This is a genomic window from Brevundimonas sp. SPF441 (assembly GCF_009661015.1).
GTDB lineage: Bacteria > Pseudomonadota > Alphaproteobacteria > Caulobacterales > Caulobacteraceae > Brevundimonas > Brevundimonas vesicularis.
Genome location: NZ_WJWX01000037.1, coordinates 1 through 21768, shown reverse-complemented (window position 1 = coordinate 21768; position 21768 = coordinate 1). Strand labels below are relative to the sequence as shown.

The 21768-nt window shown below is 67.4% G+C and carries 21 protein-coding genes; 13 read left to right on the top strand and 8 right to left on the bottom strand.

Going from position 1 to position 21768, the window contains the following annotated elements; all coding sequences use genetic code 11:
* Positions 1–619: 23S rRNA (adenine(2030)-N(6))-methyltransferase RlmJ (gene rlmJ, locus GGC30_RS15370; RefSeq protein ID WP_153925889.1), on the top strand; the 619-nt coding region annotated here is incomplete at its 5' end.
* Between the two features lie 22 nt (positions 620–641).
* Positions 642–1373, top strand: a complete 732-nt coding sequence (locus GGC30_RS15365) for a type 1 glutamine amidotransferase (RefSeq protein WP_153925887.1) — start codon at positions 642–644, stop codon at positions 1371–1373.
* On the opposite strand, the gene GGC30_RS15360 is transcribed toward GGC30_RS15365, so the two are convergent.
* Positions 1370–2428, bottom strand: coding sequence for a YeiH family protein (locus GGC30_RS15360; RefSeq protein WP_194943621.1), 1059 nt, complete (start codon positions 2426–2428; stop codon positions 1370–1372). The genes GGC30_RS15365 and GGC30_RS15360 overlap by 4 nt on opposite strands.
* Positions 2429–2507: 79 nt before the next feature.
* On the opposite strand from GGC30_RS15360, the gene GGC30_RS15355 reads away from it, so the two are divergent.
* Entirely contained in the window at positions 2508–3383 is an 876-nt protein-coding gene (locus GGC30_RS15355) for a LysR family transcriptional regulator (protein WP_370452027.1), read from the top strand.
* Here the strand turns inward: GGC30_RS15355 and hemF are convergent.
* Entirely contained in the window at positions 3380–4261 is an 882-nt protein-coding gene (gene hemF / locus GGC30_RS15350; RefSeq protein ID WP_153925895.1) for an oxygen-dependent coproporphyrinogen oxidase, read from the bottom strand. The two genes, GGC30_RS15355 and hemF, sit on opposite strands and share 4 nt — an antisense overlap.
* 103 nt (positions 4262–4364) lie before the next feature.
* On the opposite strand from hemF, the gene GGC30_RS15345 reads away from it, so the two are divergent.
* Positions 4365–5624 (top strand): dipeptidase, encoded by a 1260-nt coding sequence (locus GGC30_RS15345; protein ID WP_153925885.1) that lies wholly within the window; start codon positions 4365–4367, stop codon positions 5622–5624.
* Here GGC30_RS15345 and GGC30_RS15340 read toward each other — a convergent pair.
* Entirely contained in the window at positions 5615–6070 is a 456-nt protein-coding gene (locus GGC30_RS15340; protein WP_153925883.1) for a tRNA (cytidine(34)-2'-O)-methyltransferase, read from the bottom strand. The two genes, GGC30_RS15345 and GGC30_RS15340, sit on opposite strands and share 10 nt — an antisense overlap.
* A 193-nt stretch (positions 6071–6263) precedes the next feature.
* Here GGC30_RS15340 and petA point away from each other — a divergent pair, with 193 nt between their 5' ends.
* The 5 genes from petA (at position 6264) to GGC30_RS15315 (ending at position 12556) form a co-directional block, all read left to right on the top strand.
* Positions 6264–6821: a ubiquinol-cytochrome c reductase iron-sulfur subunit gene (gene petA / locus GGC30_RS15335; RefSeq protein ID WP_045810115.1), complete on the top strand. Its 558-nt coding sequence runs from the start codon at positions 6264–6266 to the stop codon at positions 6819–6821.
* Between the two features lie 16 nt (positions 6822–6837).
* On the top strand, positions 6838–8142 hold the full coding sequence (locus tag GGC30_RS15330) for a cytochrome b N-terminal domain-containing protein (RefSeq protein ID WP_039245598.1): 1305 nt from the start codon (positions 6838–6840) through the stop codon (positions 8140–8142).
* Positions 8143–8147: 5 nt separating this feature from the next.
* Positions 8148–9023, top strand: a complete 876-nt coding sequence (locus GGC30_RS15325; protein WP_228763776.1) for a cytochrome c1 — start codon at positions 8148–8150, stop codon at positions 9021–9023.
* A 152-nt stretch (positions 9024–9175) separates the two neighbouring features.
* Complete coding sequence (locus GGC30_RS15320) at positions 9176–10843, top strand: M28 family metallopeptidase (RefSeq protein ID WP_153925881.1); 1668 nt, start codon at positions 9176–9178, stop codon at positions 10841–10843.
* A 72-nt stretch (positions 10844–10915) separates the two neighbouring features.
* A complete protein-coding gene (locus tag GGC30_RS15315) occupies positions 10916–12556 on the top strand; it encodes a M28 family peptidase (protein WP_153925879.1) in 1641 nt (546 codons plus the stop codon).
* Positions 12557–12559: 3 nt separating this feature from the next.
* Here GGC30_RS15315 and GGC30_RS15310 read toward each other — a convergent pair whose 3' ends face one another.
* A complete protein-coding gene (locus tag GGC30_RS15310; RefSeq protein WP_153925877.1) occupies positions 12560–13990 on the bottom strand; it encodes a short-chain fatty acyl-CoA regulator family protein in 1431 nt (476 codons plus the stop codon).
* Positions 13991–14146: 156 nt separating this feature from the next.
* On the opposite strand from GGC30_RS15310, the gene aceA reads away from it, so the two are divergent.
* The gene (gene aceA, locus GGC30_RS15305; protein ID WP_017504162.1) at positions 14147–15427 is read left to right on the top strand and encodes an isocitrate lyase; all 1281 of its coding nucleotides are present in this window, start codon (positions 14147–14149) and stop codon (positions 15425–15427) included.
* A gap of 19 nt (positions 15428–15446) precedes the next feature.
* On the top strand, positions 15447–15656 hold the full coding sequence (locus tag GGC30_RS15300; protein ID WP_045810109.1) for a hypothetical protein: 210 nt from the start codon (positions 15447–15449) through the stop codon (positions 15654–15656).
* 66 nt (positions 15657–15722) lie between these two features.
* Here the strand turns inward: GGC30_RS15300 and GGC30_RS15295 are convergent, their stop codons facing one another.
* Both GGC30_RS15295 and GGC30_RS15290 read right to left on the bottom strand, forming a co-directional pair.
* Entirely contained in the window at positions 15723–16853 is a 1131-nt protein-coding gene (locus GGC30_RS15295) for a hypothetical protein (protein WP_066550779.1), read from the bottom strand.
* Between the two features lie 83 nt (positions 16854–16936).
* Positions 16937–17872, bottom strand: a complete 936-nt coding sequence (locus GGC30_RS15290) for a ribose-phosphate pyrophosphokinase (protein WP_039245590.1) — start codon at positions 17870–17872, stop codon at positions 16937–16939.
* A 190-nt stretch (positions 17873–18062) separates the two neighbouring features.
* Between GGC30_RS15290 and GGC30_RS15285 the strand changes: the two genes are divergently transcribed.
* Both GGC30_RS15285 and recN read left to right on the top strand, forming a co-directional pair.
* Positions 18063–18917 carry an outer membrane protein assembly factor BamD gene (locus GGC30_RS15285; RefSeq protein ID WP_038293489.1) on the top strand — a complete coding sequence of 285 codons (855 nt, stop codon included), beginning with the start codon at positions 18063–18065 and terminating at the stop codon, positions 18915–18917.
* A 76-nt stretch (positions 18918–18993) separates the two neighbouring features.
* A complete protein-coding gene (recN, locus tag GGC30_RS15280; protein ID WP_153925875.1) occupies positions 18994–20691 on the top strand; it encodes a DNA repair protein RecN in 1698 nt (565 codons plus the stop codon).
* Positions 20692–20742: 51 nt separating this feature from the next.
* Here recN and GGC30_RS15275 read toward each other — a convergent pair whose 3' ends face one another.
* Positions 20743–21330, bottom strand: coding sequence for a hypothetical protein (locus tag GGC30_RS15275; RefSeq protein WP_153925873.1), 588 nt, complete (start codon positions 21328–21330; stop codon positions 20743–20745).
* A gap of 90 nt (positions 21331–21420) precedes the next feature.
* On the bottom strand, positions 21421–21768 hold a 348-nt coding region (locus GGC30_RS15270; RefSeq protein WP_153925871.1), incomplete at its 5' end, for a S8 family serine peptidase.

Below are 21768 nucleotides of genomic sequence, written 5' to 3'. Positions count from 1 at the left end.
GTCCGCCGACGGGCGGACGCCGCTGATGGACGCGCTGGCGGACGAGGTCGCGGCGCTAAATCCTGAGGGCGGGGCGCGGTTCTATCCGGGGTCGCCGTTGCTGATCGCGGACGCGCTGACGCCTGGCGGTCGGTATGTCGGGTTCGAGCTGAACCCGCCGGTGCGGGCCATGCTGGCCGAGGCGCTGACGGGGCGCGCGAACGCCGAGGCGCGCGAGGGCGACGGCTATGCGGCGGTGGGGGCGGAGGCGGCGACGGTGCGCGGGCCGCTGGTGCTGATCGACCCGCCGTTCGAAAAGCCCGACGACTATATCCGCTCGGCCGAGACCGCGATTTCGGTGGTGAGGCGTGATCCAACGGCGACAGTGGCGATCTGGACGCCGCTGAAGGATCTGGAGACCTTCGACGGCTTCATCCGGCGGCTGCAGGGCAAGGCGGGCCCGACCCTGGTCGCCGAGGCGCGGCTGAGGCCGCTGACCAATCCGATGAAGATGAACGGCTGCGCCATGGTGGTGGTCAATCCGCCGGCGGGCGCGGAAGCTGCCGCGACCGAGATCTGCGGCTGGGTCGCGGGGGCGCTGGGCGAAGCGGGCGGACGGGCCGAGGTCTGGACCTTCTGACCGCAGTCACTAGGTTGATCGCATGACGCGCATCGCCATTCTGGAAACCGGACACCCGCCGGAGCATCTGAAGGACGATTTCGATGACTATCCGGCGCGGTTCCGGGCCCTGCTGGGCGAGGGCGTGCCGACGACGCGGTTCGACGTGCCGTCGGGGCAACTGCCCGAGGATCCGTCGGTCTTCCAGGGGGCCATCGTCACGGGGTCGGCGGCGGGGGTCTATGACGACCTGCCGTGGATCCCGCAGCTGATCGACTGGCTGAGGGCGGCGCGGGGGCGGACGCGGCTGGTCGGCATCTGTTTCGGGCATCAGGCGCTGGCCCATGCGTTCGGCGGGGTGGTGGAGAAATCGCACAAGGGCTGGGGCGTCGGGCTGCACCGCTATGACGTGCGCGAGGATGCGCCGTGGATGCATCCGCGGGCGCGCACGATCGCCATTCCCGTGTCGCACCAGGATCAGGTTGTCTCGGTTTCGGACGATGCGCGGGTGATCGCGTCCAGCGCGTTCACGCCCTACGCCGGCCTGGCCTGGGGCGACGATGCGATCTCGTTCCAGTGCCACCCGGAGTTCCAGCCGGACTATGCGGCGGCCCTGATCGAGGGACGGCGCGGGGCGCGCATCCCGCATGAGGTGGCGGATCAGGCGATCGACAGTCTGAAGCGGCCCAACGATCGGGCCGTGCTGACGGCCTGGATCCGCGCCTTCCTGCTGCTGACCCCGCCGCCGGTCGAGGATTACGGCAGCGGGATCTAGAGACCCAGCAGCCGGATCAGCGCCAGCGCCAGCACGACCAATGCGCCCAGCGACAGGATGACGGCGGCGACGATGCGGCCGCCGGCCTGGGCGACGGCGCGGATGTCGGTCTGGAGACCCAGGGCGGCCATGGCGACGACGGTCAGCAGGCCCGAGGCGGCGGCCATGGGCGCCAGCGCGGCCTGCGGGATCAGGTCAAACGAACGCAGGCCGATCATGACCAGGAAGCCGATGATGAACCAAGGGAGCAGGCGCGACAGGCCGGGCTTTGCGGCGCCGGGCGCGCGGTCGCGGAAGATTAGCGACAGGGCGAGGATGACAGGACCGAGCATCAGCACCCGCACCAGCTTGACCACCGTGCCGGTTTGAGTGGCCACCGCGCCGAAGGGCGCAGCGGCGGCCAGAACCTGCGGCACCGCATAGACGGTCAGACCGGCCAGGGCGCCGTATTGCAGGTTGTTCAGATGGATCAGGCCGCCCAGCAGGGGCAGGGCCAGAACCACGATGACGCCGAGCACCGCGGTGAAGGCGATGGAGGCGGCGACCTCCTTCCCGTCGGCGTCGATGACGGGGGCGACGGCGGCGATGGCCGAGTTGCCGCAGATGGCGTTGCCGCAGGCGACCAGCAGGGCCATGCGTGGGTTCAGGCCCAAGGCGCGACCGACGCCGAAACCGACGACGATGGCGAGCGCGACCAGGGCGAAGATACCCAGGACGAAGCTGACGCCCAGCGATGACAGGGTGGCGGCGCTGACCGAGGCGCCGAGCAGCACCACCGCGACCTCCAGCAAGGTCTTGGCTGAGAAGTCGATCCCGGCCTTGAACCGCGTATCAGGCGTCCAGGCGGTGCGGACGGCGGCGCCCAGCAGGATGGCCAGCACCAGCGGCTCCAGCCAGACATGGCCGATCACGTCGCGCTCGATGCTGGTCAGACCGATGGCGGCCAGAGTGACCAGCAGGCACAGCATGACGCCTGGCCGGATCGTGCGTCCGAACGCCGTCAACGACGCCAAAATGGGCGTTTGGAAGGGGGCGGGCAGGGCGGCGGACTTCATCGTCAAGCGTGATGCGCCTGCCCTCGACGGCGGTCCAACGGATAGTTATGGTCGTTTCAATCCGATTTGGAGATCAATCGTGACCTTGGAACGCCTGCGTATCTTCGTCGCCGTCGCCGAGCGCGACCATGTGACGGCGGCGTCAAGGGCGCTGAACCTGACACAGTCGGCCGTGTCGAACGCCATCGCCGCTCTGGAGGCTGAGCATGACGTGCGGCTGTTCGACCGGGTCGGGCGGGGCGTGGTGCTGAACGAGACCGGCCGCGCCTTTCTGCCTGAGGCCAAGGCGGTGCTGGCGCGGGCGGCGGCGGCCGAGGCGGCGCTGGCGGACATGAGCGCCCTGCGGCGCGGGCGTCTGGCGGTGTTCGCGAGCCAGACCATCGCCAGCTACTGGCTGCCGCGCCGATTGGTGGATTTCCACACGGCCTATCCCGGCGTCGAACTGGCCGTCGAGATCGGAAACACGCGCGAGGCGGCGCAGGCGGTGCTGAGCGGCGCCGCCGAGATCGGCCTGGTCGAGGGGACGGTGGACGAACCGGCCCTGTCGCAGGTTCAGGTGGGGTCGGATCGGCTGGCCGTGCTGGTGACGCCGGACCATCCATGGGCGACGCGACGTCGGCTGGAGGCGAAGGATCTGGCGGGCCAGCCGTGGGTGTTGCGCGAAGTCGGATCCGGCACACGATCGACGCTGGAGGCGGCGGTGCGGGACATGGGGGTCGATCCCGCGACCCTGTCGGTATCGATGACCCTGCCGTCGAACGAAGCCGTACTGGCGGCGGCCGAGGCGGGGGCGGGAGCCACGGCCCTGTCGGAAAGCGTGGCCTATGCGTCGGTGGCCGCCGGACGGCTGGTGACGGCGCCCTTCACCCTGCCGGAGCGGCCGTTCCGCCTGTTACGACACCGCGAACGGTATCGCAGCCGGGCCGGCGACGTGTTTGTCGAGGCGATGGGCTAGGGCCACTTCACCACCGGCGGCATGGACGACAGGATCGAGTCGACGTTGCCGCCCGTCTTCAGTCCGAACATGGTGCCGCGGTCGTAGAGCAGGTTGAACTCGACGTAGCGGCCCCGGCGGATCAGCTGTTCCTCGCGCTCCTCGGCCGTCCAGGGCTCGGCCATGCGGCCGGCGACGATGCGGGGATAGACGTCCAGGAAGGCCAGGCCGATGTCGCGGGTGAAGGCGAAGTCGCGGTCATAGTCACCGCTGTCGTGATGGTCGTAGAAGACGCCGCCGGTGCCGCGCGGCTCCTTGCGGTGGGGCAGATAGAAATACTCGTCGCACCACGCCTTGTATTTGGCGTGCCAGGTCGGGTCGTGGGCGTCGCAAGCGGCCTGCATGGCGGCGTGGAAGGCGACGGTGTCGGGGTGATCCTGACGGCGATCCGCCATCAGCACGGGCGTCAGGTCGCCGCCGCCGCCGAACCAGCTTTTTGTCGTGGCGATGAAGCGCGTGTTCATATGCACGGCCGGAATGCGCGGGCTGACGGGGTGGCAGATCAGGCTGATCCCCGTCGCGAAGAAGCGCGGATCGACGTCGGCGCCGGGCACGTTTTTGGCGTAGTCGGGGGGAAAGGCGCCATGCACCGTCGAGACGTGGACGCCGACCTTTTCGAACAGGCGACCGTGCATCATGCCCATGACGCCGCCGCCGCCCTCGGGCCGTTCCCATGCGGTGCGGGCGAAGCGACCGGGCTCGCCGGGGAACAGGTCGGCGGGGGCGGCATCCTCCAGCGTTTCGAAGGCGGCATGGATGCGGTCGCGCAGATGTTCGAACCAGGCGCGGGTCTCGACCTTCTTCAGGTCGAGCGGATCGGAGAAGACGGCGTCGCTCATGGCGCGCTTGAACCACGTCGCGGCGGCGGCGTCATCCGGACAGGTTGTCATAAGCAGAATCGCGGGCGCTAATGGCCGTCTGCCGTTTTCAGGAAGCCCGCCCATGATCCGCCGTCTCGTTTCCGTCGCCGTCGTATCGCTCGCGCTGGGAGGGGTGGCGCACGCTCAGGACGCCGATGAGGCGCGTGTGATGGAGATTTTGAAGACCACGCCCCTGATCGACGGGCACAACGACCTGCCGTGGGCGTTGCGACAGCAGTACGGAAATGACGTTTACGCCGTTGATCTGACGAAGAATCTGGTGGCGTCGACCAAACTGCATACCGATATCGCGCGCCTGCGGGCCGGGGGCGTCGGAGGGCAGTTCTGGTCCGTCTATGTGCCTGCCAGCCTGACGCCGCTGGAGGCGGTTGAGGAAACCTTTGAGCAGATCGATACGGCCAAACGCATCATCGCCGCCCATCCCGACACCTTTGGCCTGGCGACCACGGCGGACGAGGTGGATGCGGTGTTCAAGTCGGGCCGTATCGCCAGCTTGATCGGGATGGAGGGCGGCTATTCGATCGACGATTCCCTGGCCCTGCTGCGCGAGTTCTACCGGGCCGGCGCGCGCTACATGACGCTGACCCACTCCAAGACCACGACCTGGGCCGACAGCGCGACGGACGCGCCGAAATGGGGCGGCCTCAGCCCGTTTGGCGAGGCGGTGGTCAAGGAGATGAACCGGCTGGGCATGATGGTCGACCTGAGCCACGTCTCCGAGGAGACGATGCTGGACGCCATGCGCGTGTCCGATGCGCCGGTGATCTTCTCCCATTCGTCGGCGCGGGCGGTCACGGATCATCCGCGCAATGTGCCGGATCGGGTGCTGCGGATGATGCCGCAGGACGGCGGCATCGTGATGATCAACCTGGCCCCCGGTTTCGTGTCCGAGGCGGTGCGGGCCTGGAACGGGGCCAAGGCGGGCGAGGAAGCGCGGCTGAAGACCCTGAACCCCGGCGATCCCGGCGCGGTCGAGGCCGGGCTGACGGCCTGGACCGCCGCCAATCCGACGCCTCAGGCGACTCTGGCCGACGTGGTGGCGCATATTCAGCACGTGCGCGAGGTGGCGGGCATCGATCACGTCGGCCTGGGCGCCGACTTCGACGGCATCGGCAGCCTGCCGGAAGGCATGGGCGGGGTGGACGCCTATCCACGCATCCTGGCGGCCCTGATGGCGGCGGGCTGGACTGAGGCCGACATCCGCAAGATCGCCGGCGAGAACCTGCTGCGGGTGATGCGGTCGGTCGAGGCCGTGGCGGCGTCAAAGTCCGGCGACCGCCCGTCGATGGCGCGGCAGGAGCCCGCTTCGGCTCAGAACTGACCGACGGCGCCCGTCTGGCGCAGGCCTTCCCACAGGGCGATTCCGGCGGTGACCGACAGGTTCAGCGAGCGGGCGTCGGGCCTAAGCGGCACGACGACACGCGCATCGGCGGCGGCGTGGACATAGTCGGGGGCGCCGGCGCTTTCCTTGCCGAACAGCAGGGTGTCGTCAGGCTGGAAGACGAAATCGGGCAGGGGAGTCGCGCCCTTGGTCGTAAGCAGCACCAGCCGCCCGGCCGGACGATCCGCCTGGAAGGCCTGCCAGTTGGCGTGGCGGGTCATGTGGGACAGCGGGCCGTAGTCGAGGGCGGCGCGCTTCATGGCGCGGTCGTCAAAACGGAAGCCCGTGGGCTCGATCACATGCAGATCGACGCCGAAACAGGCCGACAATCGGATGCAGGCTCCGACGTTCTGAGGAATGTCCGGTTGAAAAAGGGCGAGACGCATTCTAAGGCCTGACATACGCGCGGCGAGGGGGTTTGTCGCGGTCTGTTTGCGAGCGTTTCGCAAGAAACGTCAGCAGCTTGCGTCCACGCGGCGCAAGTCACGGGCCGTCGGGGATTCCCGGCGTCTTTTGTTGGTTCGTGCCGTGGCTGGGGACGCCCTTGGGGGTCTTCTGCGGCGTTCGAGAGGTGGAAACGTGGCCGAATCGGTCGTGCATACGGAAGACGGTCATAGCCCTGAGGGCGGTGATCCCAATCGTCGGGACTTTATTTACATCGCGGCGGGCGCCGCAGCGGTCGGCGCGGGCGCCATGATCGCATGGCCGCTGATCAACCAGATGAATCCGGCGGCCGATACGCTGGCGCTGGCGTCGATCGAGTTCGACCTGACCAAGGTTCAGGAAGGCCAGCAGGTCGTCATCAAATGGCAGGGCAAGCCGGTGTTCGTGCGTTACCGTACCCCGGCCGAGCTGCAGAAGGTCATCGCGGACGATCACGCTCCGGACCTGAAACAGCCCCAGACCGACGCCGAGCGCACCAAGCCGGGTCACGAGAAATATCTGGTCGTCATCGGTTCGTGCACGCACCTGGGCTGCGTGCCGACCTTTGGCGCGGGCGATTACGGCGGCTGGTTCTGCCCCTGCCACGGCTCGCACTACGACGCTTCCGGCCGCATTCGTAAGGGGCCGGCGCCTCTGAACCTGGTGGTGCCGGAATACGATTATCTGTCCGACACCCGCGTCAAGATCGGCTGAGGACCAAGGGGGAATCATGAGCGATCACGAGAGCACCTACGTCCCGAAGACGGGCGTCGAGAAGTGGCTGGACACCCGGCTGCCGATCATCCGTTTCGGCGCGGACTACATGTCCCTGCCGACGCCGCGGAACCTGAACTACTGGTGGACCTTCGGCGGCATCCTGGCCCTGTGCCTGATGACGCAGATCGTCACCGGCATCGTCCTGGCCATGCACTATACGCCGAACGTCGATCTGGCCTTCGCCTCGGTCGAGCGCATCATGCGCGACGTGAACGGCGGCTGGCTGATCCGTTATGTCCACGCCAACGGCGCGTCGATGTTCTTCATCGCCGTCTATCTGCACATGCTGCGCGGCCTCTACTACGGTTCGTACAAGGCGCCGCGCGAGATGATCTGGATCATCGGCTGCGTGATCTTCTTCCTGATGATCGCCACCGCCTTCCTGGGTTACGTCCTGCCGTGGGGCCAGATGTCGTTCTGGGGCGCTGAGGTCATCACCAACCTGATCGGCGCCATCCCCGTGCTGGGCGAGCCGATCCTGATCTGGCTGCGCGGCGGCCCGGCGATCGACAATGCGACGCTGAACCGCTTCTTCTCGCTGCACTATCTGCTGCCGTTCGCGATCCTGGGCTGCGTCGTGCTTCACCTTTGGGCGCTGCACTCGGCAGGTCAGAACAACCCGGTCGGCATCCTGATTCCGAAGGATCGTGAGAAGAAGGACACGCTGCCCTTCCACCCGTATTTCACGGTCAAGGACGGCTTTGCGATCATCCTGTTCCTGATCCTGTTCGCCATCTTCGTCTTCTATCAGCCGAACGCGCTGGGCCACGCCGACAACTACATCCCGGCCAATCCGCTGCAGACGCCGGCGCACATCGTGCCCGAGTGGTACATGCTGCCCTTCTACGCGATCCTGCGCGCCATCCCGGACAAGTTCGGCGGCGTGGTGGCGATGTTCAGCGCCATCGGCGTGCTGTTCGTCCTGCCCTGGCTGGATACTTCCAAGGTACGCTCGATGCGCTATCGCCCGACGATGCGGACCTTCTTCATCATCTTCCTGGTGGTGGGCGTTGGCCTGGGCTGGTGCGGTGGTCAGCTGCCTGACGCGCCGGTGATCGGGTCGTTCAAGACCTTCACCCTGATCGATGGCGACCTGAACTCCTACCTGTGGCTGACGCGGGTCTTTACCCTCTACTACTTCGTCTTCTTCCTGATCATCATGCCGTTGGTCGGGTTGAAGGAGCAGCCGCTGCCGATCCCGGCGACGATCTCCGAGCCGGTCCTGACCGGCGCCGGCGCCGTCGAGCACAAGGTCTGAAAATCATGACGATTGGAATGAAGACCGTGTCGTTCAAGACGATCATCACCTCGGCCGCGATTGCGCTGGGTCTGTTGAGCGCCGCCGCTCCCGCCATGGCGGCGGGCGCTGCGGCCCATCCGCGCTCGGGCGGGTTCAGTTTCGAAGGGCCGTTCGGCACCTATGACCAGGGCCAGCTGCAACGCGGCTACAAGGTCTATCACGAGGTCTGCGCCGCCTGTCACAGCATGAACCTGATGCACTATCGGAACCTGGGCGACCGTCATGGGCCGTTCTGGAATCCGAAGTACCCGAACCCGAACGACAACCCCGTCGTGAAGGCTCTGGCCAAGGAAAACCAGGTCGGCGACATCGACAGCGAGACCGGCGAGGCGATCCAGCGTGACGCCACCCCAGCCGACAAGTTCCGCGCCCCCTATCCGAACGCCACGGCGGCGGCGGCGGGCAATGGCGGCGCCGCGCCGCCCGACCTATCGGTCATGGCCAAGGCCCGTCACGACGGCGCCAACTACATCTATTCGCTGCTGTCGGGCTACAAGGCCGCGCCGGCCGGCCTGCAGATCCGCGAGGGTCAGCACTACAACCCCTATATGGCCGGCGACCTGACGCCGTTCTGGACGGGCGACCACAAGGACGTTCCGCCCGGCGGCTTCATCGCCATGCCGCCGCCGCTTCAGAACGGTCAGGTGACCTATGACGACGGCTCGCCGCAGACGGTCGATCAATACGCCAAGGACGTCGCGGCCTTCATCGCCTGGACGTCCGAGCCGAAGATGGTCGAGCGCAAGCAGGCCGGTCTGGGCGTGATGATCTATCTGCTGCTGTTCGCCGGCATCACCTATGTCGCCTACCGCCGCATCTGGAAGGGCGTCGCCCACTAAGGGCATCGCCGCCGGATCGAAATCCTAAGCCCGCCAAGGTTCGCCTCGGCGGGCTTTTTCGTTTGCGACGAAAGGTCCGGGACGCAGCATCGACAGGGAGAAGTTCGCCCCCTAGGGTCGCGTATCGTTTTCGGCTGTGGGGCCTTCAGTTCATGCGTCTTGTCTCTTCTTTCGCCGCCGTGTTGTTGGCGAGCGCCGCCTTGTCCGCCTGCGCCACGGCGTCCAATCCCGCTGCGGTTCACACGGTCCCCACTTTCGATGCGGCGCGGATCTCGCAGGACATCAAGACGCTGTCGGACGACAGCTTCGAGGGCAGGGGCATCGCCACACCGGCCGAGGAAAAGGTCATCCGGTATCTGAGCGAAGGCTACGCCGCCGTTGGGTTCGAGCCGGGTGGGCCGAACGGCCAGTGGACGCAGGACGTGATCCTGAACCGCTTTACCCAGTCCAATGTGCGGGCCTCGCTGAAGCTGGGCGACTGGACCCTGCCGATGACGCAAGGGCGCGAGGTCGCCATCTCGACCCGTCGCCCGGCCGAACACGTCAGCCTGAAGGACGCGCCGCTGGTCTTCGTCGGCTACGGCATCAATGCGCCCGAGCGGCAATGGAACGACTTCAAGGGCCAGGACCTGCGTGGGAAGATTCTGGTGGTTTTGGTCAATGACGCCGACTTCGAAGAGCCGGCGCTGAACACCTTCGGCGGCAAGGCCATGACCTACTACGGCCGCTGGACCTACAAATACGAGGAGGCGGCCAAACAGGGCGCGGCGGGCGTGCTGATCGTTCACGAGACGGCGCCGGCGTCTTACGGCTGGCAGACGGTCGCCAACTCCTGGGGCGTGTCGCAGTTCGACATCCTGCGCCAAAATGCAGCGGCGGAGCGCGTGCCGATGGAGGGCTGGATCCAGCGTGACGTGGCGGTCGATCTGTTCCGCCGCGCGGGTCTGGATTTCGACGCGCTGAAGGTCCAGGCGCGCAGCCGTGACTTCCAGCCGGTCGCCTTGCCCGGCGCATCCTTCTCGACCGAGTTCGACGTGGCCACCAATCAGGTCACCAGCCACAATGTCATCGCCCGCCTGCCGGGCGCGACTCATCCGGACGAGACGATCCTCTATACCGCCCACTGGGATCACATCGGCATGGGCGAGCCGGATGCGACCGGCGACCGCATCTTCAACGGGGCGGTGGACAACGCCTCGGGCACGGCGGGTCTGTTGGAGCTGGCGCGCATGTTCGGTCGCGCGCCGCGCACCGAGCGCTCGATCGTGATGATCAGCTTCACCGGCGAGGAAAGCGGCCTGCTGGGCTCGGAATACTATGCGGTGAACCCGGTCTATCCGCTGGCCAAGACGGTGGGCGGGTTCAACATGGACTCGATGAACGTCTATGGCCGCGTCACCGGTCTGGGCGTCACCGGATATGGCCAGTCGGACTTCGACGAACGTCTGGCGGCGGCGATCCAGCCGCAAGGGCGGTCGCTGGTGCCGGACTACGAAAATGCGGCCGGCACCTATTACCGTTCGGACCACTTCCCGCTGGCCAAGCGCGGCGTGCCGATGGCCTATGCCGGCAGCCGGGGCGAATTCCGCGACGAACCGATCGCCGCGCGCGAGGCGGCGCGGTCGGAATACGGCGCCAAACGCTATCACCAGGCGGCGGATGAATGGTCGCCCGACTGGGACTACAGCGGCATGATTGAGGATCTGACGGTCTTCTACGATGTCGGTCGCGCCCTGGCGAACGGTCGCGACTGGCCGCAGTGGAAGTCGGGTTCGGAGTTCGCGCCGGTGCGCGCCACGACCGCGTCCGAACGCCGCTAGTCTTTTCACACATCAAGATGGGGCGGGGAGGAATCTCCGCCCCTTTGCCATTTCGCCTGTCGAGTCAGTTCAATGATCCATCGCCGTTCACCCCTGATCGCCCTCGCGGCGCTCGCACTCGCCGCCTGCGCGACGACGCCGGTCGCATCGCCGGCGCCCAAGCTGGACGCCTTCGCCGTCGCCTCGGCCGCGACGCCTCAGTTCAGCGTCCAGCGCCTGTCGGACCACATCAAATATCTGGCGTCGGACGAGTTGGAGGGACGGTTCCCCGGCCTGATCGGCGAACGGCTGACCCTGGCCTATCTGCAGGCGCAGTATGAGGCGATGGGGCTGGAGCCGGGCGGGCGCGACGGATCATGGCTGCAGCCTGTCGATCTGGTGCGGTTCACGCCGGAGCGGGCGCCGACGGCGTCCTGGACCGGGGCGGACGGCGTGGCGCATCCGCTGGTTTCCGGGACGGACATCACCCTGCGCGCCGGGTCGGCGGAACCGGTCGTGACGGCCGAGGCGCCGCTGGTTTTCGCCGGTTACGGCATTTCGGGGCCGACCTGGGACGACTATGGCAATGCGGACCTGACCGGCAAGGTCGTGGTCATTCTGCGCGGCCAGCCGGCGGTGATGGGCGAGGATCCCAACTTCTACGGCTCGACCACGCACAAGACCCAGGAGGCGCTGAAGCGCGGAGCCGTGGGCGTCATCACGCTTCAGGACCAGGACAACCGCTGGCGTCGCGCCGTGGGCGGGGCGACCCGGCCGCAGATGACGGTCAAGGGCGCGCAGGACCCGCGGTTCAGCGGATCCATCAACATGGCCACGGCGACAGTGATCGGCGGCGCGCCCCTGGAAGCCGCCGTCGAGCGGGCGAAGACGACCGCCTTGGGGGGCGTTCTGGATCTGGGCGCGCGTCTAAGCGTCGATATCGCCGAGACCACCGAGGTCATCCACTCCAACAACCTGCTGGCCAAGATCCCCGGCACCGAGCGGCCTGACGAGTACGTCTTCTATTCCGCCCACTGGGATCACGTCGGCAAGGCCCGGACGCCCAATGCCGAGGGCGACGACATCTTCAACGGCGCCTGGGACAATGCGTCGGGGACGGCCGGTCTGATCGAGATGGCGCGGGCGTTCAAGGCTGGACCGGCGCCGAAGCGCACCGTGGTCTTCCTGCACGTCACGGCCGAGGAGCAGGGGCTGCTGGGGTCGGAGGCCTATGCTGCCGATCCGGTCTATCCGCTGGCCAAGACGGCGGCGGACATCAACATCGACATGCTGCCCTTCACGCCAGCGACGCGCGACGTGGCGGTGTTCGGCGTGGGCAAGTCCGAGTTGGAGGATATCCTGGGCCGGTTTGCGGCCGTGCAGGGGCGGGTCGTGACGGGCGACGGCTATCCGGAGGAAGGCTTCTATTACCGCTCCGACCACTTCAACTTCGCGGCCGGCGGGGTGCCGGCCCTGATGCCGTGGACAGGCCGCGATTTCGTCGAGGGCGGGATCGAGGCGGGCAAGCCCTATTACGAGGGCGCGATGGCCAAATATTATCACAAGCTGACCGACGAATGGCGGGCCGACTACGACTTCACGGCCGCCTTGCAGAACTTGGACCTGCTGTATCGGCTGGGGCTGACGGTGGCCGACAGCGAGAGCTGGCCTGCGTGGAAGCCGACGGCCGAGTTCAACGCCATCCGCGACCGCACGACCGATCAGAGGCGCTAGGCCTCAGGCCGCGCCGAACGGATAGGGGCTGACCGACTTGGACCAGTCATCGACCGCCAGCGGGCGGTCGATGGGGGCGGCGGCGCGTTCGGCGCACGGGTGGCGGTGGCACAGGCGGCAGGCCGGGCCGATGGGCGTGACCTCGGGGTTCTGCAGGTCGATGCCGTGGGCGTAGGCCAGACGATGCGCATGACGCAGTTCGCAGCCCAGGCCGACGGCGAGGTCGTGGTGCTCGCCATAGCCGTCGTGGCCTTGCCGCTCGACCGTGCGGGCGAAGGTGAACCAGCGGCCGCCATCTGGAGTCTCGATGATCTGGGTGACGATGCGGCCGGGCGTGCGGAAGGCCGAATGCAGCCGCCAGCGCGGGCAGGCGCCGCCGAAGCGCGAGAAGGGAAAGGCGCCCGCCGCATAGCGTTTGGAGATGTTGCCCGCCTGATCGACCCGCATCAGGAAGAAGGGCACGCCGCGCGCGGTGGGGCGCGACAGGGTGGTCAGGCGGTGCGCGGCCTGTTCGTAGCTGACGCCGAACCGGGCCTGGAGCCGAGCCAGGTCATAGCGCGTCTCTTCCGCCGCCCGCTGGAAGGCGGCGTAGGGCATCAGGGTCGCGGCGGCGAGCGTGTTGGTCAGGGCGACCTTCAGCAGGGAGCGAGTCGGCCCGTCCGGGGCGCCGGCGGTCTCCGCCAGCGCGTTGAGCGCCGGCCCCTGCTCGGCCAGGGCCAGTTGATAGGCGATGGCGAAGGCGCGTGAGGACGGCCCCAGGGTTTCCGACAGCAACAGCCGGCGGCGGTGCAGGTCGTAGCGGCGGGTCCATTCCACCATGACCTCGGCCGGCAGAGTGCGGACGCCGAGGTCGTGCTTGGCCGCCAGCCGATGACGGGCGGCGGGTTCGAAGCCGTCGGCGTGGGCGGGCGCCTCGGCGGACAGGGCGTCGGACAGGGCCTCGCCCATCTGGTCCAGTTCGGGAAAATGGTTGCCGCGCGACTGGATGTATTCGCGCACCCATTCGGCCGGGCTGGTCTCGATCGGGCTCTCGCCCGTCTCGGCGGCGGCGCGGGCACGCGTGCGGCCGTCGTCGAAGGCCTGATAGAGGCGCAGCAGGGCGTCGGCCACACCGGGCGCCTCTTCCAACAGCTGCACCAGTTCATGCCGGGGGGCGGACAAACCCTTAAACAGCGGGTCGGTCAGGATCTCCGTGAGACGCGCCTCGTCCGCCGCGCCACCCTGGTTCAGCGCGCGCAGATCGACGTCATAGGTGTCCGCCAATCGCAGCAGCAGCTGAGCTGAGACCGGGCGCTGATTGCGCTCTATGTGATTGAGATAGCTGGGCGAAACGTCCAGGTCGGCAGCCATGGCGGTCTGGGTCAGGCCGAGATCGCGCCGCAGCCGCTTGAGCCGGGCGCCCAGAAACAGCTTGCGGTCAGCGGCGGTGTTCATCACCGCACGATGTCACAACGTGACCGAATAGGCAAAGTCATAGTATGACAAGATGACTTCGTTGATGGGGTTCGGTCTGTATCAGTTTTGACCGGTGCGTGTTCTTGTCTCCGAGACGGCGGCTGCGGCCGCGCCCTTCAGAGACCGAGTTTGATCATGACCACCTTCGCCGATCTGGTGCCTTCGCCCGCCGGCCGTTTCGACGGCATCGAGCGCCCCTACACTCCTGAGGACGTCCTGCGCCTGCGCGGCTCGGTGCCGATCACCCATACGCTGGCCGAGCGGGGCGCCAACCGCCTGTGGCAACTGCTGCACGACGAACCCTTCATCAATGCGTTGGGCGCCGTGACCGGCAACCAGGCCATGCAGATGGTCCGCGCGGGCCTGAAGGCTATCTATCTGTCTGGCTGGCAGGTCGCGGCGGACGCCAATACGGCCGGCGCCATGTACCCCGACCAGTCGCTGTACCCGGCCAACGCCGCGCCGGAACTGTGCCGCCGCATCAACCGCACACTGCAGCGCGCCGATCAGATCGAGCATGCCGAGGGCGGGGCCAAGCGCGACTGGTTCGTTCCCATCGTCGCCGACGCGGAAGCCGGTTTCGGCGGGCCGCTGAACAGCTTCGAGATCATGAAGGCCTTCATCGAGGCGGGCGCGGCCGGCGTTCACTTCGAGGACCAGCTGGCGTCGGAAAAGAAGTGCGGCCACCTGGGTGGCAAGGTTCTGATCCCGACCCAGGCGCATGAGCGCAATCTGGTCGCCGCCCGTCTGGCCGCCGACGTCATGGGCACGCCGACCATCACGGTCGCGCGCACGGACGCCGAGAGCGCGCAACTGATCACCTCGGACATCGACGAGCGGGACCAGCCCTTCATCGATCGCGACAACCGCACGCCTGAAGGCTTCTTCCGCCTGAAGGAAGGCACGGGTCTGGACCACTGCATCGCGCGCGGCCTGTCCTACGCCAATATCGCCGACCTGCTGTGGTGGGAGACGTCGCACCCGGATCTGGACGACGCCAAGAAGTTCGCGGAGGCGGTTCAGAAGGCCCATCCGGGCAAGCTGATGGCCTACAACTGCTCGCCGTCCTTCAACTGGAAGGCCAAGCTGGACGACGCCACCATCGCCAAGTTCCAGCGCGAGCTGGGCGCAATGGGCTACAAGTTCCAGTTCGTGACCCTGGCTGGCTTCCACAGCCTGAACAACTCGATGTTCGAGCTGGCGGACGGTTATCGCGATCGCGGCATGGCGGCCTATTCGGAGCTGCAACAGCGCGAGTTCGCCAACGAGGCCATCGGCTACACCGCCACGCGTCACCAACGCGAAGTCGGCACCGGCTATTTCGACCAGGTCGCCACGGTCATCTCCAACGGCACGTCTTCGACGACGGCGCTGAAGGACTCGACCGAGACCGCCCAGTTCACCCACGCGGCTTAACCCGGAAAGGAACCCGCAAATGGAACCGCTGACCCGAACCGAAGCCATCATTGACTTCTGCCTGGCGCCCCTGGCGCTCGACACCGGCACGGAGGCCGAGCGTGAGGTGCGTCGTCGCCTGACGCACGTGCTTCGGACCTATCAATCCAAGACCGCGACGCCCGTCGCCGTGGACTTCTCGTCCATGCCGTCACAGGTCATCAACGAAGCGGCGCACGGTTACGAATAGGCCGCTCGCCCACGAAAAAGGCCCGCTCCGATCGCTCGGAGCGGGCCTTGCTCTGTTCGAAGTCGCTTAGCGCGAGGGTGTCGTGTTCAGCGATTGGGTGGTCGCAACGGCCGGGGTCGGAACAGGCGTCGCTTGCGGGACGGTGACGGAGATAGGCGTGCGCGCCGGCGCGGCGCCGGTTTCCTGAGGGTCGCCGACGACGATGGTGGTGATCTGCGTCGCCTCAGTGGTGCAGGTCGCCAGGTCGCGGGTGATGTGACGGCCCAGGCAGAAGATGTCCTCGTAGCTAGGGCGTGAGGCGGCCAGGCACTGGAACAGCATCAGCTTGGACATATCCATGCAGAACTCGCTGTTCGGCTCGTGCGTCAGGGCCTCGGTATTGACCCGGGCCTCGTCGCCGCCGGCGCCGAGCGCGCCCAGAGCCGCGATGGCCAGAGAGCGGACGACGGCGGGGGTGTAGGGCGGGCCCTTGCGCGAAGGCTCAAGGCCCAAGCCCGTGCCGCTGTTGGCGGCGGCGAACAAGCGGCTCGATTCCTCGGGCGACGGCAGCATCTTCACGGCCGACAGGGTCTTTGCACTTTCCAGCCGCACTTCGCGGTTCGGAATCGGCGTGATGGCCCAGCGGCGGCGGGGATCGCTGCGGCCCTGGATGGTGTAGGCGTCCTGCTCGATCGCCTCGGCGATGGCGCGCATGGCGATGGCGTCCTTGCCGACGGTCGCCGAGATCAGGCCGGCGGCCGCATCGGCGCCGGGCAGGGTGGCGGCGTAGGCCGGGTCGGCGACGATCTGGGCGACCATGCGCTGACGCTGCGCCGGATCGATCGCATACTGCTGCACGCCGGCGACGAATTCGGGCGACTGCAGGGCGATGATGGCGCCGTAAGCGATCAGGCCGCGCGACAGCTGGTCGGCGTCATAGGCCGACCCCTTGCGCAAGGCGGCCTGAATCGATTCCGCATCGGGGAAGCCGCCAGGCTGGATCGTCTGGGCTTCACGCAGGAAGGCGACGTAGATCGCGGCGGCGTCCGCCACGCCCTGATTCAGGGACACGGGGGGCGGCTTGCGGGCGGCCAGTTCCGCCGCCAGACGCTGGGCTTCCAGCTCGGCCTTCGAGGGTCCGCTCTCGCAACTGGCGAGCAGGACAGCGGCGGCGAGGGCGGCGGCCGACAGACCGCGGCTCAGTAGGGCCGTTTTCATGGAGACTTCCTCAGGCGAATACGCGCGCAAAAAGCGCCAATACTGTTGGCGCTTATAAGGCGGGCCTTATGGTTATCCGAAGGTTAATCGAACAGTTTCGACACCGATTCTTCGTTCGCGATCCGTCGGATAGCCTCTCCGACCAGCGGAGCCACGGAAACCGCTCGGATTTTCGGGCAGTTCAAAACTTCGTGGGGTTGCTCGATGGAGTTGGTGATCACCAGCTCCTTCAGCGGACCGTCGGTAATGCGCTGGACGGCGGGGCCGGACAGGACGCCGTGGCTGATGTAGGCCGAAACCTCGGTCGCACCTTGGTCGATCAGGGCCTTGGCGGCGTTGACCAAGGTGCCGCCCGAATCGACGATGTCGTCGAACAGGATGCAGCGGCGGCCCTGCACGTCGCCGATGATGTTCATGACCTCGCTCTCGCCCGCCTTGGGCCGGCGCTTGTCGACGATGGCGAGATCGGCGTCCAGGCGGCTGGCCAGCGAACGCGCGCGCACCACGCCGCCGACGTCGGGCGAGACGATCATCAGGTCGTCGCCGCGGGCGTAGTTTTCCTTGATGTCCTGCGCCAACACGGGGGTCGCGACCAGATTGTCGGTCGGAATGTCGAAGAAACCCTGGATCTGACCGGCGTGCAGATCCATCGTCAGGACGCGGTCGGCGCCGGCGCGGGTAATCAGATTGGCGACCAGCTTGGCCGAAATCGGCGTGCGGCCGCCGGTCTTACGATCCTGACGCGCATAGCCGAAATAGGGGATGACGGCCGTGATCCGCTTCGCCGATGCCCGCACCAGAGCGTCGGTTATGATCAGCAGCTCCATCAGGTTGTCGTTGGCCGGATAGGAGGTCGACTGCAGGATGAAGACGTCCTCGCCGCGGACGTTTTCCTCGATGATGGCGAAGACCTCGTTGTCGGCGAACCGCTTGACCTGGGCCTTGGTCAGGGGCGCATCCAGGTGGTCGGCGATCGCCTGGGACAGTGCGCGGTTGGAGTTGCCTGAGAGCAGCTTCATCGGCCGGTCATCCTTTCGCCGTCATCCGCCCCCCATGAACGGCGGTCGGTTGGCGCGCTCTTTACCAGTGGAGCCGGGCAGGGCAAGTCGTATGCTGAGTTTTCCTCGGCATGGCGCGGCTCGGTTGCGGGTGCTAGAGGTCGCCGCGTTGGTTTCCGGGGAACGGCTTCAGGGCCGTCCTTCACACGTCATGGGGTCGTCCTTGTCCGCTTCTAAGTTCCGTTCCGGCATGGTGCTGATGGCCGCCGCGCTCGCCGCAGTGACGATTTCAGGCTGCGCGGGCAAGAACCGCCCCAAGCTGGCCTATGAGGAACGTCCGGTCGAGGCGCTTTACAACACCGGCTATGATCGGCTGCAGCAGCGCCGCTGGTCCGACGCCGTGGACTATTTCCAGGAAGTGGAACGCCAGCATCCCTATTCGGACTGGGCGCGTCGTTCGATCCTGATGCAGATCTACGCCTACTATCAGAACAACGCCTATGCCGACGCCATCGCGGCGGCCGACCGGTTCATCCAACTGTTCCCCGGCAACCCGTCGGCGTCCTACGCCTTCTACATGAAGGCCGTCTGCAACTTCGAGCAGATCACCGACGTGGGGCGCGATCAGGGTTACGCCACCGCGGCCTTGGCCGGTCTGAAGGATGTGTCGCGCCGCTATCCGGGCACGCCCTATGCGTCGGACGCCGCCGTCAAGATCGACATGGTCAACGACCAGCTGGCCGGCAAGGAAATGAACATCGGCCGCTACTATCAGCGCGCCAACCAGCCGCTGGCGGCCCTGAACCGTTACAAAGCCGTGATCGCCAACCCGGACTTCCAGCGCACCTCGCACACGCCCGAAGCCCTGTATCGCCTGGTCGAGGTCAACCTCCAACTGGGTCTGAAGGAAGAGGCGACGCGTAACGGCGCCGTGCTGGGCTACAATTATCCGGGCAGCCCCTGGTACGCCGAGGCCTATGCGCTGCTGACCGAAAACGGCCAGACGCCGGACAAGGCACCCGAGGGCAAGCGCGAAAGCTGGCTGCAGCGGATCATTCCGGGCTGATCACGCGACGGCTTGTGCAATCCGGCGGGGATCGGGATTCTGTCGGTCATGATTCGTTCCGCCGGCGCCTGACGCGATGCTGACCGCCCTTTCCATTCGTGACGTCGTCCTGGTGGACGTGCTCGATCTCGAGGTCGAGAACGGCCTGACCGTGCTGACCGGCGAAACCGGAGCCGGCAAGTCGATCATTCTGGACGCGCTCGGCCTGGCGCTCGGCGGGCGGGGCGATGCAGGCCTGGTGCGAAATGGCGCTAAACAGGCTGTGGCCACCGCCGTGTTCTCCGCCCCCGACGATCCCGATCTGCTGGCCCTGATCGCCGACAAGGGGTTTGATGTGCAGCCGGGGGAGGATCTGATCCTTCGCCGCGTCTTGGGCGCCGACGGTCGCAGCCGGGCCTATGTCAATGATCAGCCGGCCGGTGTGACGGCCGTGCGCGAGATCGGCGCGGCCCTGGTCGAGGTGCACGGCCAGCATGAGACGGTGGGCCTGCTGGACTGGCGAACGCACCGCGCGTCGCTGGACGCCTATGGCGGACTGCAGCCTCAATTGTCGGCGGTCGCGTCGGCCTCCGCCAAGCTCAAGGCCGCCGAGGCGAAGCTGGCGGAGCTGAAGGCGCAGGCGGCGGACGCCGATGCGCGGCGCGAAGAAATCAGCCTGAACCTCTCGGAACTGGATGCGCTGGATCCGCGCGCCGACGAAGAGACGGAACTGGCAGGCGAACGCGCCCTGCTGGGCGCCGCCGAAAAGGCCATCGCCGATTTAGGCGATGCGCGCACTCAGCTGGGCGGCGACAAGCTGAGCCAGAAGCTGGGCGCGGCGTTGAGGGCCGTCGAACATGCGCGCCAGAGGGCAGGGCAAGCGGGCGCTGAGGGCGATCATCCGGTCATCGTCAAACTGTCAGCCGCCGTGGAGGCGATCGACCGCACCATGGTCGAGGCGGCGGAAGCCCTCGCCGCCGTAGACGCCGCCGCCGACGCCTTCGACTATGAGCCCGGCCGTCTGGACAAGGCGGAGGAGCGGTTGTTCGCCCTGCGCGCCGCCGCCCGCAAGCTGCACACCACGGTCGACGCCCTGCCGACCCTGCGCATTCGCCTGCGCGAGCAGCTTCGGCTGATCGAGGATGGGGAGGAGGCGCTGACCAATGCCGGGCGCGAGGCGGCCGAGGCGGCGGAAGCCTATGATCTGGCGGCCACTTTCCTGACCTCGGCGCGGGAAGCGGCCGCCGAACGGCTGACCGCCGCCGTCATGGGAGAATTGGGCCCTCTGAAGCTGGAGCGCGCGCGGTTCCGCGTGGCTCTGGAGCCGATCGAGGGCCGACGCGGGCCGGACGGCGTCGAGACGGTGCGCTTCCAGATTGCGACCAACGCCGGAACCGACTTCGGCCCGCTGGACGCCATCGCTTCAGGCGGCGAACTGGCGCGTTTCGCCCTGGCGATGAAGGCGGCCCTCGCAAGCCGCGAGGACATCCGTCAGCCCGTGATGATCTTCGACGAGGTGGATCAGGGAGTCGGCGGCGCGGTGGCCGAAGCCGTCGGATCGCGTCTGAAACGCCTGTCGAACGGCGCCCAGGTCCTGGTCGTAACGCACAGTCCGCAAGTCGCCGCGCGCGGCCATGCCCACTGGAAGGTGATGAAGGGCGACCGCGACGGCCTGACCACCACCACCGTCGTCGCCCTGGACGACCAGCGCCGTCAGGAAGAGATCGCGCGCATGCTGTCGGGAGCGGAAATCACCGACGAGGCGCGGGCGGCGGCGCGGGCTTTGATCGGATAAGACAAAACCCCCGGAGCGCATGCTCCGGGGGCCTTTAGAATCCACTCAGGATCAGTTGGGCTTGGCGCCGGCGTTGGCCGAGCCGTTTGCGCTGGCGCCGGCCGACAGCGCAACGCCGCTGCGTGAGGCGGAAGCCGAACCGTTGGCCGAGCCCGAGGTCGCCGCATCGCCGCGCGAGGTCGAGGCGGAGCTGGATGCGTCGCCCGAAGCCGAGCCGGAGACCGAGGCGGAGTTCACGGTCGATACGGCGCCTTGTGCCAGACCAGCCGCGCGATCACGTGCGGCGCCAGCGGTGGTTTGGGCTGTGCCGACCGTCGTCCTTGCCGTCGAGGTTGCGGCGTCTCGGGTGCGGGCCGCCGTGGCCTCAGCGCGGGCGCGGGCCTGTTGAGCGCGGCGTTCGGCGCGGGTCAGGGTGGAGGTCGCATGATCGGTGACGCGCGAGCTGTCCAGCGAACCGCCCAGGTTTCCGGTCAGCGAGCCGGCGCCCGTCGCGCCGCCGGTCAGGCCGCCGACTTGGCCGCCCAGACTGCCGCCGAGATTACCGCCCAGACCGCCCGAGCCGCCCAGGATCTGAGCCTGCGAGGCGCCGGCCAGCATCAGGCCGAAGGCGACGGTCGCGGTCATCAGGGTCTTTTTCATGGTCGTATCTCCTGTTGTTCCGGGCTTTGATCGCCCTCACAGGGTCCAACGACGCCGTCGGTCAGTTTCATCCCGGCAGACGAATCTTTTTTACGACGGCAGTCGACCGCGCGCGCCGACAGCGGCGGGCGGGGTGCGAAGGGAGAGGCCCACCACACCTTGTCCATAGACGGCGTCGCGGCCGGATGCGCCGGCGTCGATCGCGTTCAAACCCTGGCGGCCGGACTTCCCGATCAGGCCTGCGACCAGCGGCGCGGCGAAGGAGGTGCCGCGCACCGAAACGAAACTGCCGGCGCGTCCGGCGGCGGCCATGTCGGCGCCCGGCGCGGCGTAATCGACCTGATCTCCGCGCCCCGCTTCGGCAATGACGCGGCCCTGGGCGTTGACGGCGGTGACGCCGACGACCTGCGGATAGGCGGCGGGGTAAAGGGGCGGGGC

Bases quoted from the DNA above. Each gene is read 5' to 3' on its own strand.
- GGC30_RS15365 (WP_153925887.1), top strand. From the start codon at position 642: ATGACGCGCATCGCCATTCTGGAAACCGGACACCCGCCGGAGCATCTG.
- GGC30_RS15360 (WP_194943621.1), bottom strand. From the start codon at position 2,428: ATGAAGTCCGCCGCCCTGCCCGCCCCCTTCCAAACGCCCATTTTGGCG.
- hemF (WP_153925895.1), bottom strand. From the start codon at position 4,261: ATGAGCGACGCCGTCTTCTCCGATCCGCTCGACCTGAAGAAGGTCGAG.
- GGC30_RS15345 (WP_153925885.1), top strand. From the start codon at position 4,365: ATGATCCGCCGTCTCGTTTCCGTCGCCGTCGTATCGCTCGCGCTGGGA.
- GGC30_RS15340 (WP_153925883.1), bottom strand. From the start codon at position 6,070: ATGCGTCTCGCCCTTTTTCAACCGGACATTCCTCAGAACGTCGGAGCC.
- GGC30_RS15330 (WP_039245598.1), top strand. From the start codon at position 6,838: ATGAGCGATCACGAGAGCACCTACGTCCCGAAGACGGGCGTCGAGAAG.
- GGC30_RS15325 (WP_228763776.1), top strand. From the start codon at position 8,148: ATGACGATTGGAATGAAGACCGTGTCGTTCAAGACGATCATCACCTCG.
- GGC30_RS15320 (WP_153925881.1), top strand. From the start codon at position 9,176: ATGCGTCTTGTCTCTTCTTTCGCCGCCGTGTTGTTGGCGAGCGCCGCC.
- GGC30_RS15315 (WP_153925879.1), top strand. From the start codon at position 10,916: ATGATCCATCGCCGTTCACCCCTGATCGCCCTCGCGGCGCTCGCACTC.
- GGC30_RS15310 (WP_153925877.1), bottom strand. From the start codon at position 13,990: ATGAACACCGCCGCTGACCGCAAGCTGTTTCTGGGCGCCCGGCTCAAG.
- aceA (WP_017504162.1), top strand. From the start codon at position 14,147: ATGACCACCTTCGCCGATCTGGTGCCTTCGCCCGCCGGCCGTTTCGAC.
- GGC30_RS15300 (WP_045810109.1), top strand. From the start codon at position 15,447: ATGGAACCGCTGACCCGAACCGAAGCCATCATTGACTTCTGCCTGGCG.
- GGC30_RS15295 (WP_066550779.1), bottom strand. From the start codon at position 16,853: ATGAAAACGGCCCTACTGAGCCGCGGTCTGTCGGCCGCCGCCCTCGCC.
- GGC30_RS15290 (WP_039245590.1), bottom strand. From the start codon at position 17,872: ATGAAGCTGCTCTCAGGCAACTCCAACCGCGCACTGTCCCAGGCGATC.
- GGC30_RS15285 (WP_038293489.1), top strand. From the start codon at position 18,063: ATGGGGTCGTCCTTGTCCGCTTCTAAGTTCCGTTCCGGCATGGTGCTG.
- recN (WP_153925875.1), top strand. From the start codon at position 18,994: ATGCTGACCGCCCTTTCCATTCGTGACGTCGTCCTGGTGGACGTGCTC.
- GGC30_RS15275 (WP_153925873.1), bottom strand. From the start codon at position 21,330: ATGAAAAAGACCCTGATGACCGCGACCGTCGCCTTCGGCCTGATGCTG.